This window comes from Shinella granuli, assembly GCF_004341885.1.
GTDB classification, from domain to species: domain Bacteria; phylum Pseudomonadota; class Alphaproteobacteria; order Rhizobiales; family Rhizobiaceae; genus Shinella; species Shinella granuli.
Genome location: NZ_SLVX01000014.1, coordinates 30618 through 49046, shown reverse-complemented (window position 1 = coordinate 49046; position 18429 = coordinate 30618). Strand labels below are relative to the sequence as shown.

18 protein-coding genes are annotated in these 18429 nt (G+C 66.3%); 9 read left to right on the top strand and 9 right to left on the bottom strand.

Translation table 11 applies throughout. The features are described from left to right. The first annotated feature begins 2 nt into the window (after window positions 1-2). Window positions 3-869: a C40 family peptidase gene (locus EV665_RS20285; RefSeq protein ID WP_133035470.1), complete on the top strand. Its 867-nt coding sequence runs from the start codon at window positions 3-5 to the stop codon at window positions 867-869. Window positions 870-906: 37 nt separating this feature from the next. Here the strand turns inward: EV665_RS20285 and EV665_RS20280 are convergent, their stop codons facing one another. From EV665_RS20280 to EV665_RS20260, 5 genes are all read right to left on the bottom strand, one after another. Next, window positions 907-1866, bottom strand: coding sequence for a 2-hydroxyacid dehydrogenase (locus EV665_RS20280; RefSeq protein ID WP_133035469.1), 960 nt, complete (start codon window positions 1864-1866; stop codon window positions 907-909). A gap of 11 nt (window positions 1867-1877) precedes the next feature. Further along, entirely contained in the window at window positions 1878-3512 is a 1635-nt protein-coding gene (locus tag EV665_RS20275) for an ABC transporter ATP-binding protein (RefSeq protein WP_133035468.1), read from the bottom strand. Continuing rightward, window positions 3509-4648, bottom strand: coding sequence for an ABC transporter permease (locus EV665_RS20270; protein ID WP_133035467.1), 1140 nt, complete (start codon window positions 4646-4648; stop codon window positions 3509-3511). Before EV665_RS20270 ends, EV665_RS20275 begins: the two co-directional genes overlap by 4 nt. Continuing rightward, a complete protein-coding gene (locus tag EV665_RS20265) occupies window positions 4648-5727 on the bottom strand; it encodes a microcin C ABC transporter permease YejB (protein WP_133035466.1) in 1080 nt (359 codons plus the stop codon). Before EV665_RS20265 ends, EV665_RS20270 begins: the two co-directional genes overlap by 1 nt. Before the next feature lie 152 nt (window positions 5728-5879). Then, entirely contained in the window at window positions 5880-7724 is a 1845-nt protein-coding gene (locus tag EV665_RS20260; RefSeq protein WP_133035465.1) for an extracellular solute-binding protein, read from the bottom strand. 197 nt (window positions 7725-7921) lie between these two features. Between EV665_RS20260 and mepA the strand changes: the two genes are divergently transcribed. The 6 genes from mepA to EV665_RS20230 all read left to right on the top strand — a co-directional run bounded on the left by mepA (window position 7922) and on the right by EV665_RS20230 (window position 14064). Further along, window positions 7922-8977 carry a penicillin-insensitive murein endopeptidase gene (mepA, locus tag EV665_RS20255; RefSeq protein WP_133035530.1) on the top strand — a complete coding sequence of 352 codons (1056 nt, stop codon included), beginning with the start codon at window positions 7922-7924 and terminating at the stop codon, window positions 8975-8977. A 96-nt stretch (window positions 8978-9073) separates the two neighbouring features. Next, on the top strand, window positions 9074-9454 hold the full coding sequence (locus EV665_RS20250; protein ID WP_064332162.1) for a methylglyoxal synthase: 381 nt from the start codon (window positions 9074-9076) through the stop codon (window positions 9452-9454). 50 nt (window positions 9455-9504) lie between these two features. Continuing rightward, window positions 9505-10530: a glucokinase gene (locus tag EV665_RS20245; protein WP_133035464.1), complete on the top strand. Its 1026-nt coding sequence runs from the start codon at window positions 9505-9507 to the stop codon at window positions 10528-10530. 120 nt (window positions 10531-10650) lie between these two features. Then, window positions 10651-12447 (top strand): ABC transporter ATP-binding protein, encoded by a 1797-nt coding sequence (locus EV665_RS20240; protein WP_133035463.1) that lies wholly within the window; start codon window positions 10651-10653, stop codon window positions 12445-12447. Between the two features lie 78 nt (window positions 12448-12525). Continuing rightward, window positions 12526-13344, top strand: a complete 819-nt coding sequence (dapB, locus tag EV665_RS20235) for a 4-hydroxy-tetrahydrodipicolinate reductase (RefSeq protein ID WP_133035462.1) — start codon at window positions 12526-12528, stop codon at window positions 13342-13344. Between the two features lie 84 nt (window positions 13345-13428). Beyond that, window positions 13429-14064, top strand: a complete 636-nt coding sequence (locus EV665_RS20230) for a 2,3-bisphosphoglycerate-dependent phosphoglycerate mutase (protein ID WP_133035461.1) — start codon at window positions 13429-13431, stop codon at window positions 14062-14064. A 180-nt stretch (window positions 14065-14244) separates the two neighbouring features. Here the strand turns inward: EV665_RS20230 and EV665_RS20225 are convergent, their stop codons facing one another. Both EV665_RS20225 and EV665_RS20220 read right to left on the bottom strand, forming a co-directional pair. Continuing rightward, a complete protein-coding gene (locus tag EV665_RS20225; protein WP_133035460.1) occupies window positions 14245-15117 on the bottom strand; it encodes a methylated-DNA--[protein]-cysteine S-methyltransferase in 873 nt (290 codons plus the stop codon). A 71-nt stretch (window positions 15118-15188) separates the two neighbouring features. Continuing rightward, window positions 15189-15689, bottom strand: a complete 501-nt coding sequence (locus tag EV665_RS20220) for a DUF2244 domain-containing protein (RefSeq protein ID WP_133035459.1) — start codon at window positions 15687-15689, stop codon at window positions 15189-15191. Window positions 15690-15765: 76 nt separating this feature from the next. Here EV665_RS20220 and nth point away from each other — a divergent pair, with 76 nt between their 5' ends. Continuing rightward, the gene (gene nth, locus EV665_RS20215; RefSeq protein WP_133035458.1) at window positions 15766-16521 is read left to right on the top strand and encodes an endonuclease III; all 756 of its coding nucleotides are present in this window, start codon (window positions 15766-15768) and stop codon (window positions 16519-16521) included. Here nth and EV665_RS20210 read toward each other — a convergent pair. Then, window positions 16511-17086, bottom strand: a complete 576-nt coding sequence (locus tag EV665_RS20210) for a TetR/AcrR family transcriptional regulator (protein WP_064332169.1) — start codon at window positions 17084-17086, stop codon at window positions 16511-16513. The two genes, nth and EV665_RS20210, sit on opposite strands and share 11 nt — an antisense overlap. Before the next feature lie 139 nt (window positions 17087-17225). On the opposite strand from EV665_RS20210, the gene EV665_RS20205 reads away from it, so the two are divergent. Next, window positions 17226-17651 carry a VOC family protein gene (locus EV665_RS20205; protein WP_133035457.1) on the top strand — a complete coding sequence of 142 codons (426 nt, stop codon included), beginning with the start codon at window positions 17226-17228 and terminating at the stop codon, window positions 17649-17651. On the opposite strand, the gene EV665_RS20200 is transcribed toward EV665_RS20205, so the two are convergent. Next, window positions 17634-18359, bottom strand: a complete 726-nt coding sequence (locus EV665_RS20200) for a sulfate transporter family protein (RefSeq protein WP_064332171.1) — start codon at window positions 18357-18359, stop codon at window positions 17634-17636. The genes EV665_RS20205 and EV665_RS20200 overlap by 18 nt on opposite strands. Window positions 18360-18429: the final 70 nt, after the last annotated feature.

Sequence of the window (18429 nt, the reverse complement as noted above, 5' to 3'; positions counted from 1 at the left end):
CCATGAACGCCCTTCCCGACCGCCGCCTCAACGCCTTCCGACCGGACCTCGCCGAGGAGGCCCTGCGCGGCACCGTTGCGGCCGCGCACTATGTCACGGGCACGCCGGCCGTCGTGGCGCCGCCCGTCGCCGCGCTGCGCCCTCGGCCGGATGCCGCCGCCGGCATCGATACCGAGCTCCTGTTCGGCGAGGGCGTGCGCGTGCTCGACCGGGCGGAGGGCTGGGCCTGGGTGAAATCCGATTTCGACGGGTATGTTGGCTACCTGCCGGAGGCGGCGCTCGATGCGGACGGCCCTGCGGCGACCCCTGCAGCGACCCATGTCGTCGCCGTGCCGCGCACCTTCGCCTATTCCGGCCCGGACCTGCGCACGCCCGCCGCCTTCGCCCTGTCGATCGGTAGCCGGGTAACGGTTGTCGGCGAGAGCGAGACGCGCGGCACCCGCTACCTGACGCTCGCCGGCGGCCAGTCGGTCGTTGCCGGTCATTGCCTTGCGATCGGGGAGCGGGCAGGGGACGACTATGTCGCCATCGCCGCCCGGTTCCTGGAGACGCCCTATCTGTGGGGCGGCCGCTCGGGCTTCGGCCTCGACTGCTCGGCCCTGGTGCAGCTTTCGATGATGATGACGGGCCGCGCCGTGCCGCGCGACAGCGACATGCAGGCCGCCGGCCTCGGCACGCCGATCGAGCGCGCCGCGCTTCGCCGCGGCGACCTCGTCTTCTGGAAGGGCCATGTGGCGATCATGGAAGACGAGGCGACCATCCTCCACGCCAACGGCCATACGATGAGCGTGGCGCGCGAGGGGCTGGATGCGGCCATCGAGCGCATCGGCTGGCTCTACGCGCAGCCGACCGGCTATCGCCGGCCCTGACGCGCGCCGGGCCGTGCCGGCCGGCGCAAGCGGGCTCTCAATATCCTGCGCTGCGGTCGACCAGATGCTCCAGCGGCCTGCCGCTTTCGAGCCGCTCGATCTGCGCCGCGACGTGGCGGAAGAGCGCGGCGACATCCGATGCCGCCGAGGCATGCGGCGTCATGAACACCTTGTCCATTCCCCAGAACGGGCTTTCGAGCGGCAGCGGCTCCTGCTCGAAGACGTCGAGCGAGGCGCCGTGCAGCGTGCCGTCGTTGAGGGAGGCGACGATATCGGCTTCCACCTGGCTGCCGCCGCGACCGGCATTGATGAAGACCGGGGCGCCGAACGGGCCCCTGCGGCTGAGGCGGGTGAAGAGGCCCGTATTGTAGATGCCCTTCGTCTCCGGCGTCAGCGGCAGGAGGCCGACGAGGATGTCGGTCCTGCCGAGGAAGGCGTCGAGGCCTGCCTCGTCGAACGTCTCGAAGCCCTCCACCTTGCGGCCGCTCTTCGACCAGCCGATGACGTTGAAGCCGAGCGTCTTCAGCTTCCTGGCGGAATCCTGCCCGAGCACGCCGAACCCCATGATGCCGACGGTCAGGTCCTTCGCTTCCGGCTGGGCGAGCTCGCGCCAGATGCGCTTTTCCCGCTGCGCCTCATAGGCCTGGTGCTGGCGCAGGTGCAGGAGGCACTGCATCACCACCCACTCGCTCATGCGCGTCGTCAGTGTCTCGTCGACGAAGCGCACGAGCGGCACGTCGGGCAGGCCCGGTAGCGTCAGCACATGGTCGACGCCCGCGCCGCCGGAAAACACCACCTTCAGGTCCTTCGCCCGCGAGAAGAGATCGGCGCCCGGCTTCCAGACCACGGCATAGTCGATGCCGGAGAGGTCGCGGTTGCGGTTTGCCGGATGCACGAGATTGATCACCTCGCGGTCCGCAAAGGCGCCCTTCAGCGCGGCGGCGACCTGTTCCTGGTCGAATTTCAGGTCGATGATGACGGGGCTTTTCGTCTGCATGCTGGTTCCTGCTACTGACGGATGCTCTCGCTGCGGACCGCTTCGAGATTGAAGGCAGCGGCCATCAGCGCCTTGGTATAGGCTTCGTGCGGCCGTTCGATGATGTCCCTGGCCGGCCCCTTCTCCACCACCTGCCCGCCGCGCATGACGATGATGTCGTTGGCGAGCGCGCGCACGACCTTGAGGTCATGGCTGATGAAGAGATAGGCGAGGTTGTGCTTGACCTGCAGGTCGCGCAGAAGCTCCACCACCTGCGCCTGCACGCTCATGTCGAGCGCCGAGGTCGGTTCGTCGAGCATGACGAATTCCGGCTTCAGCACCATGGCGCGGGCGATCGCGATGCGCTGGCGCTGGCCGCCGGAGAATTCGTGCGGGTAGCGCCAGCGGGTCGTGGGATCGAGGCCGGTCTCCTCCAGCGCGGCGGCGACGCGGCGGTCGCGCTCCGCCTCGGAGAGCGACGGCTCATGGACCTTCAGGCCCTCCGCGACGATATCAGCGACCGACATGCGCGGCGAGAGCGAACCGAAGGGATCCTGGAAGACGATCTGCATGCGCCGGCGCAAGGGCCGCATCTCGCTGAAGGAATGGCCGGCAATATCCTGCCCGACGAAGGCGATGCGGCCCTTCGAGGCGATGAGCCGCGTCAGCGCGAGGCCGAGCGTCGTCTTGCCGGAGCCGGATTCGCCCACCACGCCGAGCGTGTGGCCGGCGCGCAGCGTGACGTCGATGCCGTCGACCGCCTTCACATGATCGACGACGCGGCGCAGGAAGCCCGCCTTGATCGGGAACCAGACCTTGACGTCCTGCGCCTCGATGACGATGGGCTGGCTGTCGTCGCCCGGGCGCGGCTCGCCCTTGGGCTCGGCGGCGAGCAGGTGGCGGGTATAGGCGTGCTGCGGGTTGGAGAAGATCTCCTCCACCGGACCGGTCTCGACGATCTTGCCCTTGGTCATCACGCAGACCCGGTCGGCGAACTTGCGGACGATGCCGAGGTCGTGGGTGATGAAGAGCATGGACATGCCGTGCTCCTCCTTCAGCGACTTCAGGAGCTCCAGGATCTGCGCCTGCACGGTGACGTCGAGCGCGGTGGTCGGCTCATCGGCGATCAGCAGCTCCGGGCGGTTGGCGAGCGCCATGGCGATCATCACGCGCTGGCGCTGGCCGCCGGAAAGCTCGTGCGGATAGGCGGCGAGGCGCTTTTCCGGCTCGCGGATGCCGACCTGGTTGAGCAGTTCGAGGATTTTGGCGCGCGCGGCCGGGCCCTCGATGTCCTGGTGCAGCTTCAGGATCTCGCCGATCTGCCGCTCGATGGAGTGCAGCGGATTGAGCGAGGTCATCGGCTCCTGGAAGATCATCGTGATGTCGTTGCCGCGCACGTTCCGCAGCGTCGTATCGGAGGCCTTCAAGAGGTCCTTGCCGTTGAAATGGACCTCGCCGGAGGGGTGGCTGGCGGCCGGGTAGGGCAGCAGCTTCAGGATCGAGTTCGCCGTCACGGACTTGCCCGAGCCGGATTCGCCGACAAGCGCCACGACCTCGCCGCGGCGGATGTCGAAGGAGACGCGGTCGACGGCGAGCGTGGTGTTGCCGCCCTGGTGGAAGGCGACGGAGAGGTCACGGACGGACAGGATGGTTTCGGGAGCGCTCACCGGAAGGTCTTCCTCGGATCGAAGGCGTCGCGCGTCGCTTCGCCGACGAAGATCAGCAGCGACAGCATGACGGACATGACGACGAAGGCGGTGAGGCCGAGCCACGGCGCCTGGAGATTGTTCTTGCCCTGCGCGACCAGCTCCCCGAGCGAGGGCGAGCCCGGCGGCATGCCGAAGCCGAGGAAATCGAGCGAGGTGAGCGTGGTGATCGAGCCCGACAGGATGAAGGGCAGGAAGGTCAGCGTCGCCACCATGGCGTTCGGCAGGAGGTGCCGGTACATGATCGTCGCATTGCCGACGCCGAGCGCACGGGCCGCCCGCACATACTCGAAATTCCGCGCGCGCAAGAATTCGGCGCGCACCACGCCGACGAAGCCGACCCAGGAGAAGAGCAGCATGATGCCGAGCAGGATCCAGAAGCCGGGCGGCAGGATGGCGGCGATGATCAGCAGGATGTAGAGCACCGGCATCGAGGACCAGATCTCGATGAAGCGCTGCATCAGGAGGTCGGTCCAGCCGCCGAAATAGCCCTGCACGGCGCCGGCCGTCACGCCGACGATCGCCGAGGCGATGGTGAGCACGAGGCCGAACAGCACGGAGATGCGGAAGCCGTAGATGACGCGGGCGAGCACGTCGCGCGCCTGGTCGTCGGTGCCGAGCCAGTTGAGGTTGGCGAGCATGCAGTTCGGGTCATCGGCGCCGCCCGGATAGCCGGCGCACCGCTCTTCCCCGGCCATCAGCCAGAAGGGTTTCGTCGGCGCGGAATGCGGGATGTTGGAATTCGTCGTGTTGTAGGAATAGCGGATCGGCGGCCAGATCATCCAGCCATTGGCCTCGATCTCTTCCGTGATGAAGTCCGAGCGATAGTCCGTCTCGGCAAGGAAGCCGCCGAACTTCTCCTCCGGATAGTCGACAAGGACGGGAACGAGGATCTCGCCCTTGTAGGAGGCAAGGACCGGCCGGTCGTTGGCGATGAACTCGGCGAACAGGCTGAGGATAAAGATGACGAGGAAGATCCACAGCGACCAGTAGCCGCGGCGGTTCGCCTTGAAGTTCTCCCAGCGGCGCAGGTTCGTCGGGTTGAGCAGGCCTTTCCTCGGCGGGGCGATCGGCGTTGTCTCCGTGACGGCGCTCATCACACGTCCCTCCGCTCGAAATCGATGCGCGGGTCGACCCAGGTGTAGATGAGGTCGGAGATGAGGCTGACGACGAGGCCCATCAGCGAGAAGATGAACAGCGTCGCGAAGACGATCGGATAGTCGCGCCGCACGATGGAATCATAGCCGAGGCGGCCGAGGCCATCGAGCGAGAAGATATATTCGATGAGCAGCGAGCCGGTGAAGAAGGCCGAGATGAAGGCGCCGGGGAAGCCGGCGATGATGATCAGCATGGCATTGCGGAAGACGTGGCCGTAGAGCACCTGCCGCTCGGTCAGGCCCTTGGCGCGGGCGGTGGTGACATACTGCTTCTTGATCTCGTCGATGAACGAGTTCTTCGTCAGGAGCGTCGTCGTGGCGAAGGCGGACAGCAGCAGCGTGATCAGCGGCAGCGTCATGTGCCACATGTAGTCGAGCGGTTTCTGCCACCAGGCGAGGCTGTCGAAATTGTCCGAGACGATGCCGCGCAGCGGGAACCAGTCGAGGAAGGAGCCGCCGGCGAAGAGCACGATCAGGAGGATGCCGAAGAGGAAGCTCGGCACGGCGTAGCCGATGATGATGATGCCCGAGGTCCACACGTCGAAGGCCGAGCCGTCCTTCACCGCCTTGCGGATGCCGAGCGGGATGGAGATGGCGTAGGAGAAGACGAGGATCCACACGCCGAGCGAGATGGAGACCGGCATCTTCTGGGCGATCAGGTCGACCACGGAGGTGTTGCGGAAGAAGCTCTCGCCGAAATCGAAGCGCAGATAGTCCCACATCATGGTGAAGAAGCGTTCGAGCGGTGGCTTGTCGAAGCCGAACTGCTTTTCCAGCTTGGCGATGAATTCCGGATCGAGGCCGCGCGCGCCGCGATAGGCGCTGTCCTGCCCGACATCCTGCAGAACGTCGCCGCCACCGCCGGAGAGGCGGTCGCCGGAACTCTGGCTGGTGAGGTCGGAAATCACCTGCTCGACCGGGCCGCCCGGGGCGAACTGCACGATCGCGAAGGAAATCGCCATGATGCCGAAGATCGTCGGGATCATCAGCAGGATGCGTCGCAGGATATAGGCGCCCATCAGCGATTACCCGCTGCAGCCGGTTGCCGGTCTTCTCGTCTTGGCGCAGTCCCGTCGGTCAAGCCCAAACCTTCCTTCTGCCGCCGCTTCGCGCGGCGGTGATTCGTCATCGCTATATGGAGCCGAGGACGCCGCACGGCGCAAGCCCCGGCTCATTTCGCGGCATTCTTCGACCACCAGACATCGGGAAAACCGAGGCTGTAATAGGGCAGCTCCGCCGGGCGGGCGAGGTGGTTCCAATAGGCGACCTGCTGGGATTTGGAATAGAACATCGGCACCAGAAAGTGATGGGCGAGCAGGACGCGGTCGAGCGCATGGGTCGTCGCCACGAGTTCGGCGCGGTTCGGCGCGAAGACGATGCGGCGGATCAGTTCGTCGATCGCGGGATCGGCGATGCCGGCATAGTTTTTCGAGCCCTGCTGGTCGACGGAGGCCGAGCCCCAGTAATCGCTCTGCTCGTTGCCCGGCACCAGCGTCTGCGCCCAGATGCCGTAGATCATGTCATAATCGAAGGCGCGCACGCGGTTGGTGTATTGCGAGGCGTCCACCGTGCGGATGCGGGCGTCGATGCCGATGTCGGTGAGGCTCTTGACGTAGGGCAGGACGGTGCGCTCCTGCGAAGGATTGGAGAGCAGGATCTCGATGCCGAAGGGCTCGCCCGTCTTGACGTTCGTCATCTTCCGGTTCTTGAGCTCGTAGCCCGCCTCCTTGAAGAGCATCATGGCCTTGCGCAGGTTCTCGCGCGTCTTCTGCGGGTCGCCGGCGACGGGATTGGTGTAGGGCGTGGTGAAGACGGCGGGCGGGACCTTGTCCTTCAGCTCTTCGAGGATTTCCTTTTCGCGCCCTTCCGGCAGGCCGGAGGAGGCCAGCTCGGTGCCCCAGAAATAGCTGTCGATGCGGTTGAGCCTGCCATAGGCGAGGTTCTTGTTGAGGCTTTCGAAGTCGTAGGCGTAGTTCAATGCCTCGCGCACCCGCTGGTCCTTGAACCGCTCGCGGCGCAGGTTCGGCACGAAGGCCTGCATGATGCCGACGGCGCGCAGCGGGTTTTCGATCTCCTCGCGCACGATGCGGCCGTCCTTCACCGCCGGAAAATCATAGGCCGTCATCCAGTGGCTGGAGCTGTTGTCGCGGTAGAAGTCGACATTGCCGGCGCGGAAGGCCTCGAACTCCACGTTCCGGTCGCCGAAGAACGTATAGCTGATCACGCCGAAATTGTTCTGGCCGACATTCACGTTGAGGTCCTTGGCCCAATAGTCGTCGCGCCGCTCGAAGCGGATCGAGCCGCCCGCCTGGAAGGAGGCGATCCTGTAAGGCCCGGAGCCCATGACGGGCTCCAGCGTCGTGCGGCCGATGTCGCGCTTGTTGCCCTTGGCGTCCGTTCCTTCCCACCAGTGCTTCGGCACGATCGGGAACTGGCCGAGAATGTTGGGGAGCTCCTGGTTGTTCTTCTCGTCGAAGCGGAAGGTGACGTCGCGTTCGCCAGTCTTCTCCGCGGAAATCACATGGCGGTAGTAGTTGGCAAGAAGCGGATTGTGCTCCTTCGACTTGTCGAAGGAGAAGATCACGTCCTCGGGCGTCACCGGCTGGCCGTCGGCCCACGTCGCTTCCGGGCGCAGGCGGAAGGTGGCGTAGGCGATGTCGTCGGGATAGGAGACGGCCTCGGCGAGCAGGCCGTAGGAGGCGGTGATCTCGTCGTCGGCGGATTTCAGCAGCGTGTCGAAGACAAGGGACGTGACGCCGGTCGCGGCCTCGCCCTTCGAGAGAATGGGATTGAAGGTGTCGAATGTGCCGGTCTCGGACAGTTTCAGTTCGCCGCCCTTCGGCGCGTCCGGATTGACATAGTCGAAGCGATCGAAGTCGCCCGGGCGCTTCAATTCGCCGATGGTCGAGATGCCGGTGCGCCAGACGGGCTCCTTCGCCTCCTGGGCCCTTGCACCGCTCGCGGCCGCCAGCGACAGGGCGATGGTGAACACGATTTTCCCGGAGGCTGCCTGCATGCCGAAATCCCTTTCGTTTCGTTTGCCGAAGCGTGAACCAGAGAATAGGCAAAATCCGGGCAAATGACAGGCCTGCCATGAAAGGGGCGGTTTTTGGCGTGCCTATTCCGGGCGACGATTCACTTCCGCGAAAGGATGATCCCTTAACCTTTCGTCAGCGATTGCGATTTTCAGACCGGACGACGCCCGTGCATTCCATGCTTTCCCGATTGACCACCTGCCTTCTTGCCGCCGGACTTGCGCTGACCGCGCTTGCCGGGCCGCTTGCCGCCGAGGAGCGGCCGGCCAAGGAACTGTTCGGCGCCAAGCGCCTGCCGGCCAAGATGGCGGCGAGCCCCTATGGCTCCTATGCCAAGGGCTGCATTGCCGGCGCGGTGGCGATCCCGACGGACGGCCCGGCCTGGCAGGCCATGCGCCTGTCGCGCAACCGGCGCTGGGGGCATCCCGACATGATCGCGCTCATCGAACAGTTTTCGCAGGATGCGCAGAAGCTCGGCTGGCCGGGGCTGCTGCTCGGCGATATTTCCCAGCCGCGCGGCGGGCCGATGCTGTCGGGCCATGCCTCGCACCAGGTCGGGCTCGATGCCGACATCTGGTTCACGCCCATGCCCGACCGCCGGCTTTCGGCCGAGGAGCGCGAAAAGCTGCCCTTCACCTCCATGCTCGACAAGAGCAAGTTTCTGACCGTCGATTCGCGCCGCTGGACGTCTACACACGCCCGGCTGGTCATGAAGGCGGCGAGCTACCCGCAGGTCGAGCGCGTCTTCGTCAACCCGGCCATCAAGAAGAAGCTGTGCGAGACCTGGCAGGGCGACCGCGCGTTGCTCGGCAAGGTGCGGCCGATCTACGGCCATGACGAGCACTTCCATATCCGCATCAAGTGCCCGGAAGGCGCGGTCGGCTGCAAGCCGCAGGCCCGCGTGCCGGCCGGCGACGGCTGCGATCAGTCGCTCGCCTGGTGGTTCACCAAGGAGCCGTGGGCAAAGCCCACGCCGAAGAAGGACGCCAAGCCGGTCAAGCCCTGGTACGTCAAGATGTCGGACCTGCCCAAGGCCTGCGGCACGGTGCTCGCCAGCGCCTCGCCCGCCTCCGAGCAGGAGGTGACCTACCGGGGCAATGGCGGTGTTTCCTCCACCGCGCTCGCCTTCTCCGGCGGCGGGGAGAGCCCGGCAGCCTCCATCGAATCGGTGATCGCCGCCGACACGACGCTGCCGGCCATCGTGCCGATCCCGATCCCGCGGCCGTTCCAGTAGCGCTGCATAGCCCGTGCCTGCCAAGCCGGGGCTTTTCAAGCCCCCACCGCTTTTGTATAAGGCGTTCAAATCGATTTAAAATCGCAGGGAACGCCCATGTCGCGCCAGAAATGCATCGCGCTCATCGCGCATGACGAGAAGAAGGACGACATGGCCGCCTTCGCGCGGCAGAACGAGAAGGTGCTGGCGCAGGCGAAGATCGTCGCGACCGGCACGACGGGCGGCCGGGTGCTGGAGGCCTGCCCGGGCCTCGACGTCACCCGCCTCAAGAGCGGCCCGCTCGGCGGCGACCAGCAGATCGGCGCGCTGATCGCGACGGGCGAGGTCGATCTCCTCATCTTCTTCGTCGACCCGCTGACCCCCATGCCGCACGATGTCGACGTCAAGGCGCTGATGCGGCTCGCCATCGTCTACGACATTCCGATGGCGCTGAACCGCGCGACGGCCGAACATCTGCTCGACTTTGCCGCCGTTTGACGGCACGTTCACCGGAAACCACCTCCACGCGAAATGAACGGGACAGCCTGATGGTACGGCCGAACGACAGCGAAACGAACTTCCCCTTTCCCATCCTGATCGGCGATATCGGCGGCACCAATGCGCGCTTTGCGCTGCTGGTCGATGCCTTCGCCGAGCCGAAGCAGTTCCCGATCGTCCAGACGGCCGATTTCAAGAATATCGATGACGCGCTCCAGCAATGCATCCTCGACACGACCTCGGTGCAGCCGCGTTCGGCCATCCTCGCGCTCGCCGGCCCCATCGAGGGCGACGAGGTGCCGCTGACCAATTGCCCCTGGGTGGTGCGCCCGCGCGACATGATCGCCAATCTCGGCTTCGACGAGGTGCTGCTCGTCAACGATTTCGAGGCGCAGGCGCTCGCAGTCGCCTCGCTCGGTGAGGGCGACCGCGAGAAGATCGGCCCCGGCACAGAGCGGCAGGCCGCCTCGCGCACCGTGCTCGGCCCCGGCACGGGGCTCGGCGTCGCAGGTCTCGTCTATGCACGGCATAGCTGGATCCCGGTCCCGGGGGAGGGCGGCCATGTGGATGTCGGCCCGCGCAGCGAGCGCGACCACCAGATCTGGCCCTTCCTGGAGCCGATCGAGGGCCGCATTTCCGCCGAGCAACTGCTGTGCGGCCGCGGCATCATGAACATCTACCATGCCGTTTCGGCCGCCGACGGCGTCGATGCCCCGCTCGAAACCCCGGCGGACGTCACCTCCAAGGCCTTGGCCCAGGAGGACCGCGCGGCGATCGAGACCGTCTCGCTGTTCTCCACCTATCTCGGCCGCGTCGCCGGCGACATGGCGATGATCTTCATGGCCAAGGGCGGCGTGTTCCTGGCCGGCGGCATCTCGCAGAAGATCCTCCCCGCCCTGCGCGGGCCGGAATTCCGTGCCGCCTTCGAGGACAAGGCGCCGCACAGCGCGCTTTTGAAGACGATCCCGACCTATGTGGTCACCCATCCGGTCGCAGCCCTTGCCGGTCTTGCCGCCTTCGCCCGCATGCCGGACCGCTTTGGTGTTGCAACCGAGGGACGCCACTGGAAAAGGTGAAGCTTCCGCCGGCGCTTCGCCGCGCCCCGGACTCGCCAAAGAGGGGCCGAGCCCCTATAGAGCGGGTCCAGCGCGGCACATCCTCCCGGTGCCGCAGGACCGTGCAGGAAAGTCAGTTTATTGGCCGATAAGAGTCGAACCGAGCGCCCACACGTCAGCTCCGACACCGTCGCCACCGTGCTCAAGCGCATCATCGCCGAAAACGGCCGCGAGCACGTCCGTGGCTATATTCTGGCCATCCTCTGCCTCGCCGTCGTCGCCGGCACGACGGGTTTTACCGCCTGGATCATGGAATCGGTGGTCAACGAGGCCTTCGCCAACAAGCGCGCCGACCTCGTCGCCCTCATCTGCGGCTCGATCTTCATCGCCTTCGTGCTGCGCGGCTTCGCCACCTATTACCAGGCCGTCATCCTGTCGAAGATCGGCAACAACATCGTCGCGCGCTATCAGCGCCGGCTCTATTCGCACCTGATGGCGCTCAGCGTCGGCTATTTCAACGAATCGCGCTCGGCCTATCTCGCCGCCCAGATCAGCCAGAACGTCACCGGCATCCGCGATGTCCTGAACATGACGGTGACGTCGGTCGCGCGCGATTTCCTGACTCTCGTCGCCCTCATCGGCGTGATGATCTCCAAGGACTGGCTGCTGACGCTGATCGTCTTCGTCGTCGCCCCGCCGCTCCTGATCGGCCTGCGCTACGTCTCCAGGCGCCTGCGCAGCGCCACGCGCGAATCCGTCGAGCTCAACAGCCATGTGCTCGGCGCCATGCAGGAGACGATCCAGGGCATCGCCATCGTCAAGGCCTTCACCATGGAGGCGCAGCTTAAGACCAAGGTCGAGGGCATCATCGACCGGGCCGAAAGCCGCTCCAACCGCATCGCGCGGCTGACCGAACGCACCGCGCCGATGACCGAGACCTTCGCCGGTGCGGCGATTGCCGGCGTGCTCGCCTATGCCGCCTATCGCTCGATCTATGGCGGCGTGCTGCCGGGCGCCTTCTTCTCCTTCGTCACGGCGCTGCTGATGGCCTACGACCCGGCAAAGCGCCTCGCCCGCCTGCAGGTCTCGCTGGAGCGCGCGGTCGTCAATGCCCGCATGATCTACGAGGTCCTCGACCTGAAGCCGCGCCAGGCCGACCGGCCGGATGCAAAGCCGCTCGTCGTTTCCGACGCCACGATCACCTTCCGGGGCGTGCGCTTCGGCTATTCGGAAAACGAGGCGATCCTCAAGGGCGTGAGCTTCACCGCCGAGGGCGGACGCACGACGGCGCTCGTCGGGCCGTCCGGCGCCGGCAAGTCGACGGTCATCAACCTCATCCCGCGCTTCTACGATCCGGAAGAGGGCGAGATCCTCATCGACGGGCAGGACATCGCCCATGTGACGAAACAGTCGCTGCGCAACGCCATCGCCTATGTCTCCCAGCAGCCCTATCTCTTCGAGGGCACGATCCGCGACAATATCCGCTACGGCCGCCCCGATGCGACGGATGCGGAGATCGAGGAGGCGGCGCGCCATGCCTATGCGCATGATTTCATCCTCGCCCAGCCGCTCGGCTACGACACGCCCGTCGGCGAGAACGGCGTGACGCTTTCCGGCGGCCAGCGCCAGCGGCTGTCGATCGCCCGTGCGCTGGTGCGGGGTGCGCCGATCCTCCTGCTCGACGAGGCGACCTCGGCGCTCGACACGGAATCCGAGCAGGCGGTGCAGAAGGCGCTCGACGAGGCGATGAGCGGGCGCACCGTGGTCGTCATCGCGCACCGGCTCTCCACCATCGTGCGGGCCGACAAGATCATCGTCATGCAGGGCGGAACGGTCGCCGAAGAGGGCACGCACGAGGCGCTTGCGAGCCGGGAGAACGGTCTCTACGCTCGCCTCAACAGCCTCCAGGCACCCGCCGCCGGCAGCACGGGCAAATAGGTCGCTCCAAAAGGGTGACCTTGCGGAAAGACAGGAACGGGAGCGCGCCGGCGCTCCGCAGAAGGGATGGAACGGGACATGAGCGGCAACGCAATGAAGCTGGTCGTCGTGGGGGCGGCGGGCCGCATGGGCCAGACGCTGATCCGCACGATCCACGCGATCGAGGGCGCGGCGGTCTTCGCGGCGGTCGAGCGCGAAGGCTCGCCCTTCATCGGCCGCGATGCGGGGGAGCTTGCCGGCCTGGGGCCGATCGGCGTTCCCGTCACCGACAAGCCGCTCGAAGCCTTTGTCGCGGCGGAGGGCGTCCTGGATTTCACGGCGCCCGCCGCAACGATCGAATGTGCTGGCCTCGCCGCGCAGGCGCGCATCGTGCATGTCATCGGCACCACCGGCTGCTCGCCGGCCGATGACGAGAAGATCAAGGCCGCCGCCCGCCACGCCCGCATCGTCAAGTCCGGGAATATGAGCCTCGGCGTCAACCTGCTCGGCGTCCTCACCGAGACCGCCGCCCGCGCGCTCGGCCCCGGCGATTGGGATATCGAGGTGCTGGAAATGCACCACAAGCACAAGGTCGATGCGCCCTCGGGCACCGCGCTGCTGCTCGGCAATGCGGCCGCGAAGGGTCGCGGCATTTCGCTTGCCGACCATTCGGTGCGCGTGCGCGACGGCCATACCGGGCCGCGCCCCGCGGGCTCGATCGGCTTTGCCACGCTGCGCGGCGGCTCGGTCATCGGCGAGCATTCGGTGATGCTGGCCGGCGAGGGCGAGATCGTGACCCTGTCGCACAGCGCGACGGACCGCTCGATCTTCGCCCGCGGTGCCGTGCAGGCGGCGCTCTGGGCGCGCGACAGGAAGCCCGGCCTCTATTCCATGCTCGACGTGCTCGGGCTCAACTGATCTTTTCTTTCTTTTTCGCATCGTTTTGTCCGAAAACCGGTATCCACGTTTCGGAACGATGCTAACCCTCAGGAGACAGACCATATGAGCGGAACTCTCGTCCTCGTTCGCCACGGCCAGAGCGAATGGAACCTGAAAAACCTCTTCACCGGCTGGCGCGATCCGGACCTGACGGCGCTCGGCGTCGAGGAGGCCAAGACCGGCGGCAAGGCGATCGCCGAGACCGGCATCAAGTTCGATGTCGCGTTTACCTCCGATCTTTCCCGCGCGCAGAAGACGCTGTCGCTCATCCTCGACGAGATCGGCCAGCCCGGCCTGGAGACGATCCGCGACCAGGCGCTGAACGAGCGCGATTACGGCGACCTCTCGGGCCTCAACAAGGACGATGCCCGTGCCAAGTGGGGCGAGGAGCAGGTGCATATCTGGCGCCGCTCCTACGACGTGCCGCCGCCGGGCGGCGAGAGCCTGCGCGACACCGGCGCCCGCGTCTGGCCCTACTATCTCACGGAAATCCTGCCCCGCGTGCTGCGCGGCGAGAAGGTGCTCGTCGCCGCCCACGGCAATTCGCTGCGTTCGCTGGTGATGGTGCTCGACAAGCTTTCCAAGGAAGAGATCCTGAAGCTCAACCTCGCCACCGGCGTGCCGATGGTCTACGTGCTGAACGCGGACTCGACGGTGAAGTCGAAGGACGTGCTCGGGGACATGTCGGGCGCGCACTGAGCGCTGTCCTTTGACGCCTTCCGGCCGGCAGGGCCCCTCATCCGCCTGCCGGCACCTTCTCCCCGCAAGCGGAGAGAAGGGGATATGCCGCACCGGCTTGCTAAAACAACAGCGTGGCGTGGGGCACGTCCCCTCTCCCCGCTTGCGGGGAGAGGGTTAGGGTGAGGGGCAGCCCGCTCATCAGGCCTTGCCCGATTCCCATCCGAGCATCGCGCGCTTGCGCGTCAGGCCCCAGTGGTAGCCCGTCAGCGCCCCGCTCTTGCCGAGCGCCCGGTGGCAGGGCACGACGAAGGAGATGGGGTTGCGGCCGACGGCGGCGCCGACGGCGCGCGAGGCGGTCGGCTGGCCGAGCTTTTCGGCGATCGACGAATAGGTGACCGCGCAGCCCATCGGAATGCGCAAGAGCGCTTCCCAGACGCGGACCTGGAAATCCGAGCCGATCAGCACGACGCGCAGCGGCGCCTTGGGATCCCAGCGCTTCGGATCGAAGATGCGTTCCGCATAGGCGGCGGTCGCCTCGCGGTCTTCCACATAATGCGCGTTCGGCCAGCGCGAGGACATGTCCTCGAAAGCGTCCATGCCGTCGGCCTCGTCGGTGAAGGCAAGGCCGGCAAGGCCGCGGTCGGTGATCATGACGAGCGCCCCGCCGAAGGGCGAGGGGTGCAGGCCGTAGCGGATCGTCAGGCCCGCGCCGCGCGCCTTCCATTCGCCGGGCGACATCGCCTCGTGCGTGACGAAGAGGTCGTGCAGGCGGCCGGGGCCGGAAAGGCCGACCTCGAAGCTCGTCTCGAGCAGCGGCAGTTCCTCCTGGCGCAGCAGCCGCTTGGCATGGTCGAGCGGCACCGCCTGCAGGAAGGCCTTCGGCGAGAGGCCGGCCCAGCGGGTGAAGGTCTTCTGCAACTGCGTCGGCGACTGGTCGAGCCGGCCGGCGATTTCATCGAGGCCCGGCTGGTCGCGATAATCCTCGGTGATGAGCTCGATGACCCGGCGGACGGTCGTGTAGTCGTCGCCCTCGGGCGTGATGTCGGTCTTCAGGGTTGCGGCAATGTTCATCGTTCTTCTCCTGTGCCGCCAGAAAAGCACGCCCCCGCCGCGCCCGCCACCCGATTCCTGCGAGAACCGCCCTAGTAACCGCGCTTCACGCGGGCGAGCGCGCCGGAAAAGGCCGAGGCGAAACGCTCGCGGTCGTCGAGCGGCAGGAAGGTGCCGACATCCGTCTCACGGCCGTTGCCGCGCACATGCATGGCGGTGATGCCGATCTTCGCCTTGCGCGAGACGAGGAAGCGCGCCCAGAACGGGTTGAAGACGTGCTCGGTCTCGCGGCCCGACGGGCTGATCTTGCGGATCGAGATGTTGGTGCGCGAGAGAAAGACCACCTCGCGGGCCTTCGCCGCCCGGTTGTTCAGCCAGAAGGCGCCGAAGAGCACGAGGAAATCGAGACCGAAGAACAGGACGACCGGCCAGGCGCCGGAGATCATGAAAACGGCCATGTGGGCAAAGCTGAGCGCGCCCGTAATGAGGAAGAAGATGCGGTGGCCGCTCCGCCCGAGCGACCGGTAGGGGTGCAGTTCGGCGGAAAAGACCGGCAGGTCGTTCATCGCGATGTCGGCGTTGCCTTGCGTCATGGGGCATGACTATAAGCAAGTCGCGCAAAACTGTGTAGCGGTTTTGCGGCGATGACATGCGTCCTGCGGAAGCACCATGGAAAACGGAACGATCAAGAAGAAAGCGGCGCCCCGGCGCAAGGCGCCGGCGCGGCCGAAGAGCCTCTATTCGCAGGACGAGCTGAAGGAGATCTTCCGGCGCTTCTCCATCCAGCGGCCGGAGCCGAAGGGCGAACTGGAGCATGTCAATCCGTTCACGCTCGTCGTCGCCGTGGCGCTGTCCGCCCAGGCGACGGATGCCGGCGTCAACAAGGCGACCCGCGCGCTCTTCAAGGTCGCCGACACGCCGGAAAAGATGCTGGCGCTCGGCGAGGAAAAGGTCCGCGACTACATCAAGACGATCGGCCTTTACCGCAACAAGGCGAAGAACGTCATCGCGCTCGGCCAGATGCTCGTCGACCGCTTCGGCGGCGAGGTGCCGCGCACCCGCGAGGAGCTGGTCATGCTGCCCGGCGTCGGGCGCAAGACGGCGAATGTGGTGCTGTCCATGGCCTTCGGCGAGGCGACGCTGGCGGTCGACACGCATATCTTCCGCATCGCCAATCGCCTCCGCCTCGCGCCCGGCAAGACGCCGGACGAGGTGGAGGACCGGCTGATCCGCATCATCCCGGACGAATATCTCTATCACGCGCACCACTGGCTGATCCTGCACGGGCGGTACTGTTGCAAGGCGCGCAGGCCGGAATGCGAGCACTGTATCATCGCCGATCTGTGCAAGTCGCCGGAGAAGACCTGCGACGTGCCGGCGCCGCTCGTGGAGCTGCCGCCGCAGCTTTTCGGCCCTACGCCCTGACGAGCCCGTCCAGCAGGCTGGCGACCGCGTCCTCATAGGCCTTGCGGTCCGCGCCCGTCTCGATGGCGATCGCCGCGCGGTCGAAGGCGGCGGAGATGAGGTCCGTCAGGGCCTGCAGCCTTGCTGCGTCCACGCCCTTGCCGATGAGGTCGGAAAGCCCTGCCTTCAGCGTGCCCTCGGCATTGTCCCGGTCGATCGCGCCGGCGCCCTCGAAACCGAGCACGGCGGGGGCCTCGAGCAGCAGCAGGCGCGTGCGGCCGGGCACAGCCATGGCATCGAAATAGGCGGCGGCGCCTGATAGCAGCGCCTCGCGCGGCGAGCCGGCGGGCAGCGAGACCGTGTCGATATGGGCGGCGACGGCCGCCGCTTCGCGCTCCAGCGTGGCGCGGAACAGCGCCTTCTTGTCCTCGAAATGGTGATAGAGCGCGCCGCGCGTCACCCCGGCCTCTGCCACGATGTCGGGCGTCGCCGTGTCCGCATATCCCCTGTCCACGAAAAGCCGCCGGGCCGCCTCGATCAGCGCGAGGCGGGTCGCTTCCGTGCGCTCCTTGTTGCTGCGTGCCATTTTTCCCCTTTGCATACAATCAGAATGTATGTTAATTGATAGAAACATGCAGATTGTATGTTTATTGCGCCGGCAAATCCAGCAAAACCCTGCATGGTTTGCCGTCCGACATGTGGAAAACGCAAAAAGGAGCAACCCGATGAAGACGACCAGCTATTATCCGGTGATCATGACCGACGACGTGGCGGGCACCGCTGCCTTCTACGAAAAGCACTTCCGCTTCGAGGCCCTCTTCACCAGCGACTGGTACATCCATCTCCAGTCCAGCGAGGACGAGAAGGTGACGCTCGCCGTGCTCGACGGCAGCCACGAGACGATCCCGGCCGTCGGCCGCGGCAAGGTTTCCGGCCTGCTGCTGAACTTCGAGGTGGAGGACGTCGATGCGGTCTATGAGGCGGTGCGCGCCGCCGGCCTGCCGATCCTGCGCGACATCCGCGACGAGGACTTCGGCCAGCGCCACTTCATCACCGCCGATCCGAACGGCGTGATGATCGACGTGATCACGCCGATCCCGCCGAATGCCGACTATGCGGCCCTGTACGATGCGTCAGTTCTGCCGCAGTGAAAAGCCGGGGTCCTTGCCGCTCAGCGCCTTGTGGAGATGCACCATGAGGCCGGCGGCAAAGAGCGGCGTCAGCAGGTTGACGATCGGGATCGCCAGGAAGGCGGCAATGAGCAGGCCGGCGATCAGCACCGTCGCGGCGTGCTTGGCCCGGAACAGGCGCGCCTCCGCCGGCGGGCGGTGGCGCATCGCCGCGAATTCGAAGAATTCCCGGCCGAGCAGGTAGCCGTTGACCAGGAAGAAGGCGACGAGGTTGACGCCGGGAATGAACAGCAGGAAGAGGGCGAGAAGGTTGCCGAGGATGACGATGCCGAGGAACTTGACCGAGCCGGCGATCGCCTGGCCGAGCGGCAGCGCCTGCCCGGCAGCCTGTCCGGGATAGTCGCGCTTCTCGATGACCTCGGCGACGTCGTCGAGGAAGAAGCCGGCGATGATCGCCGTCACCGGCGCGAGCAGGAGGGCGAGCCCGAGCGCGAGGCCGATGCTGGCGAGGATGCCGAAGACGAAGGTGAGCCAGCCCGCCCATTCCGGCAGGTCGGGCATCACCATGCCCTGCAGGAAGGGCCAGGCGAAGGCGGTGAAGGTTTCCCGAAGGCCGAACCACAGGACGATGAGCGCGAGAAGGGTAAGCCCGATGACCTTCCAGAACACGCCCCGCGTCTCGGGGGCGAAGAGATTGGCGAGCGAAAGGCGGGCGGCGTTGAGGATCATCGAAAACTCCTGTTCGTTCCCGCATGTAGGATGTGGAAAAGCGGCCGGCAAGGCAGGAGGTCGGAGCCGC

Bases quoted from the DNA above. Each gene is read 5' to 3' on its own strand.
- EV665_RS20210 (WP_064332169.1), bottom strand. From the start codon at position 17,086: ATGGCACGCAGCAACAAGGAGCGCACGGAAGCGACCCGCCTCGCGCTG.
- EV665_RS20220 (WP_133035459.1), bottom strand. From the start codon at position 15,689: ATGACGCAAGGCAACGCCGACATCGCGATGAACGACCTGCCGGTCTTT.
- nth (WP_133035458.1), top strand. From the start codon at position 15,766: ATGGAAAACGGAACGATCAAGAAGAAAGCGGCGCCCCGGCGCAAGGCG.
- EV665_RS20200 (WP_064332171.1), bottom strand. From the start codon at position 18,359: ATGATCCTCAACGCCGCCCGCCTTTCGCTCGCCAATCTCTTCGCCCCC.
- EV665_RS20245 (WP_133035464.1), top strand. From the start codon at position 9,505: ATGGTACGGCCGAACGACAGCGAAACGAACTTCCCCTTTCCCATCCTG.
- EV665_RS20225 (WP_133035460.1), bottom strand. From the start codon at position 15,117: ATGAACATTGCCGCAACCCTGAAGACCGACATCACGCCCGAGGGCGAC.
- EV665_RS20230 (WP_133035461.1), top strand. From the start codon at position 13,429: ATGAGCGGAACTCTCGTCCTCGTTCGCCACGGCCAGAGCGAATGGAAC.
- mepA (WP_133035530.1), top strand. From the start codon at position 7,922: ATGCTTTCCCGATTGACCACCTGCCTTCTTGCCGCCGGACTTGCGCTG.
- EV665_RS20270 (WP_133035467.1), bottom strand. From the start codon at position 4,648: ATGAGCGCCGTCACGGAGACAACGCCGATCGCCCCGCCGAGGAAAGGC.
- EV665_RS20285 (WP_133035470.1), top strand. From the start codon at position 3: ATGAACGCCCTTCCCGACCGCCGCCTCAACGCCTTCCGACCGGACCTC.
- EV665_RS20205 (WP_133035457.1), top strand. From the start codon at position 17,226: ATGAAGACGACCAGCTATTATCCGGTGATCATGACCGACGACGTGGCG.
- EV665_RS20280 (WP_133035469.1), bottom strand. From the start codon at position 1,866: ATGCAGACGAAAAGCCCCGTCATCATCGACCTGAAATTCGACCAGGAA.
- EV665_RS20265 (WP_133035466.1), bottom strand. From the start codon at position 5,727: ATGGGCGCCTATATCCTGCGACGCATCCTGCTGATGATCCCGACGATC.
- dapB (WP_133035462.1), top strand. From the start codon at position 12,526: ATGAGCGGCAACGCAATGAAGCTGGTCGTCGTGGGGGCGGCGGGCCGC.
- EV665_RS20260 (WP_133035465.1), bottom strand. From the start codon at position 7,724: ATGCAGGCAGCCTCCGGGAAAATCGTGTTCACCATCGCCCTGTCGCTG.
- EV665_RS20250 (WP_064332162.1), top strand. From the start codon at position 9,074: ATGTCGCGCCAGAAATGCATCGCGCTCATCGCGCATGACGAGAAGAAG.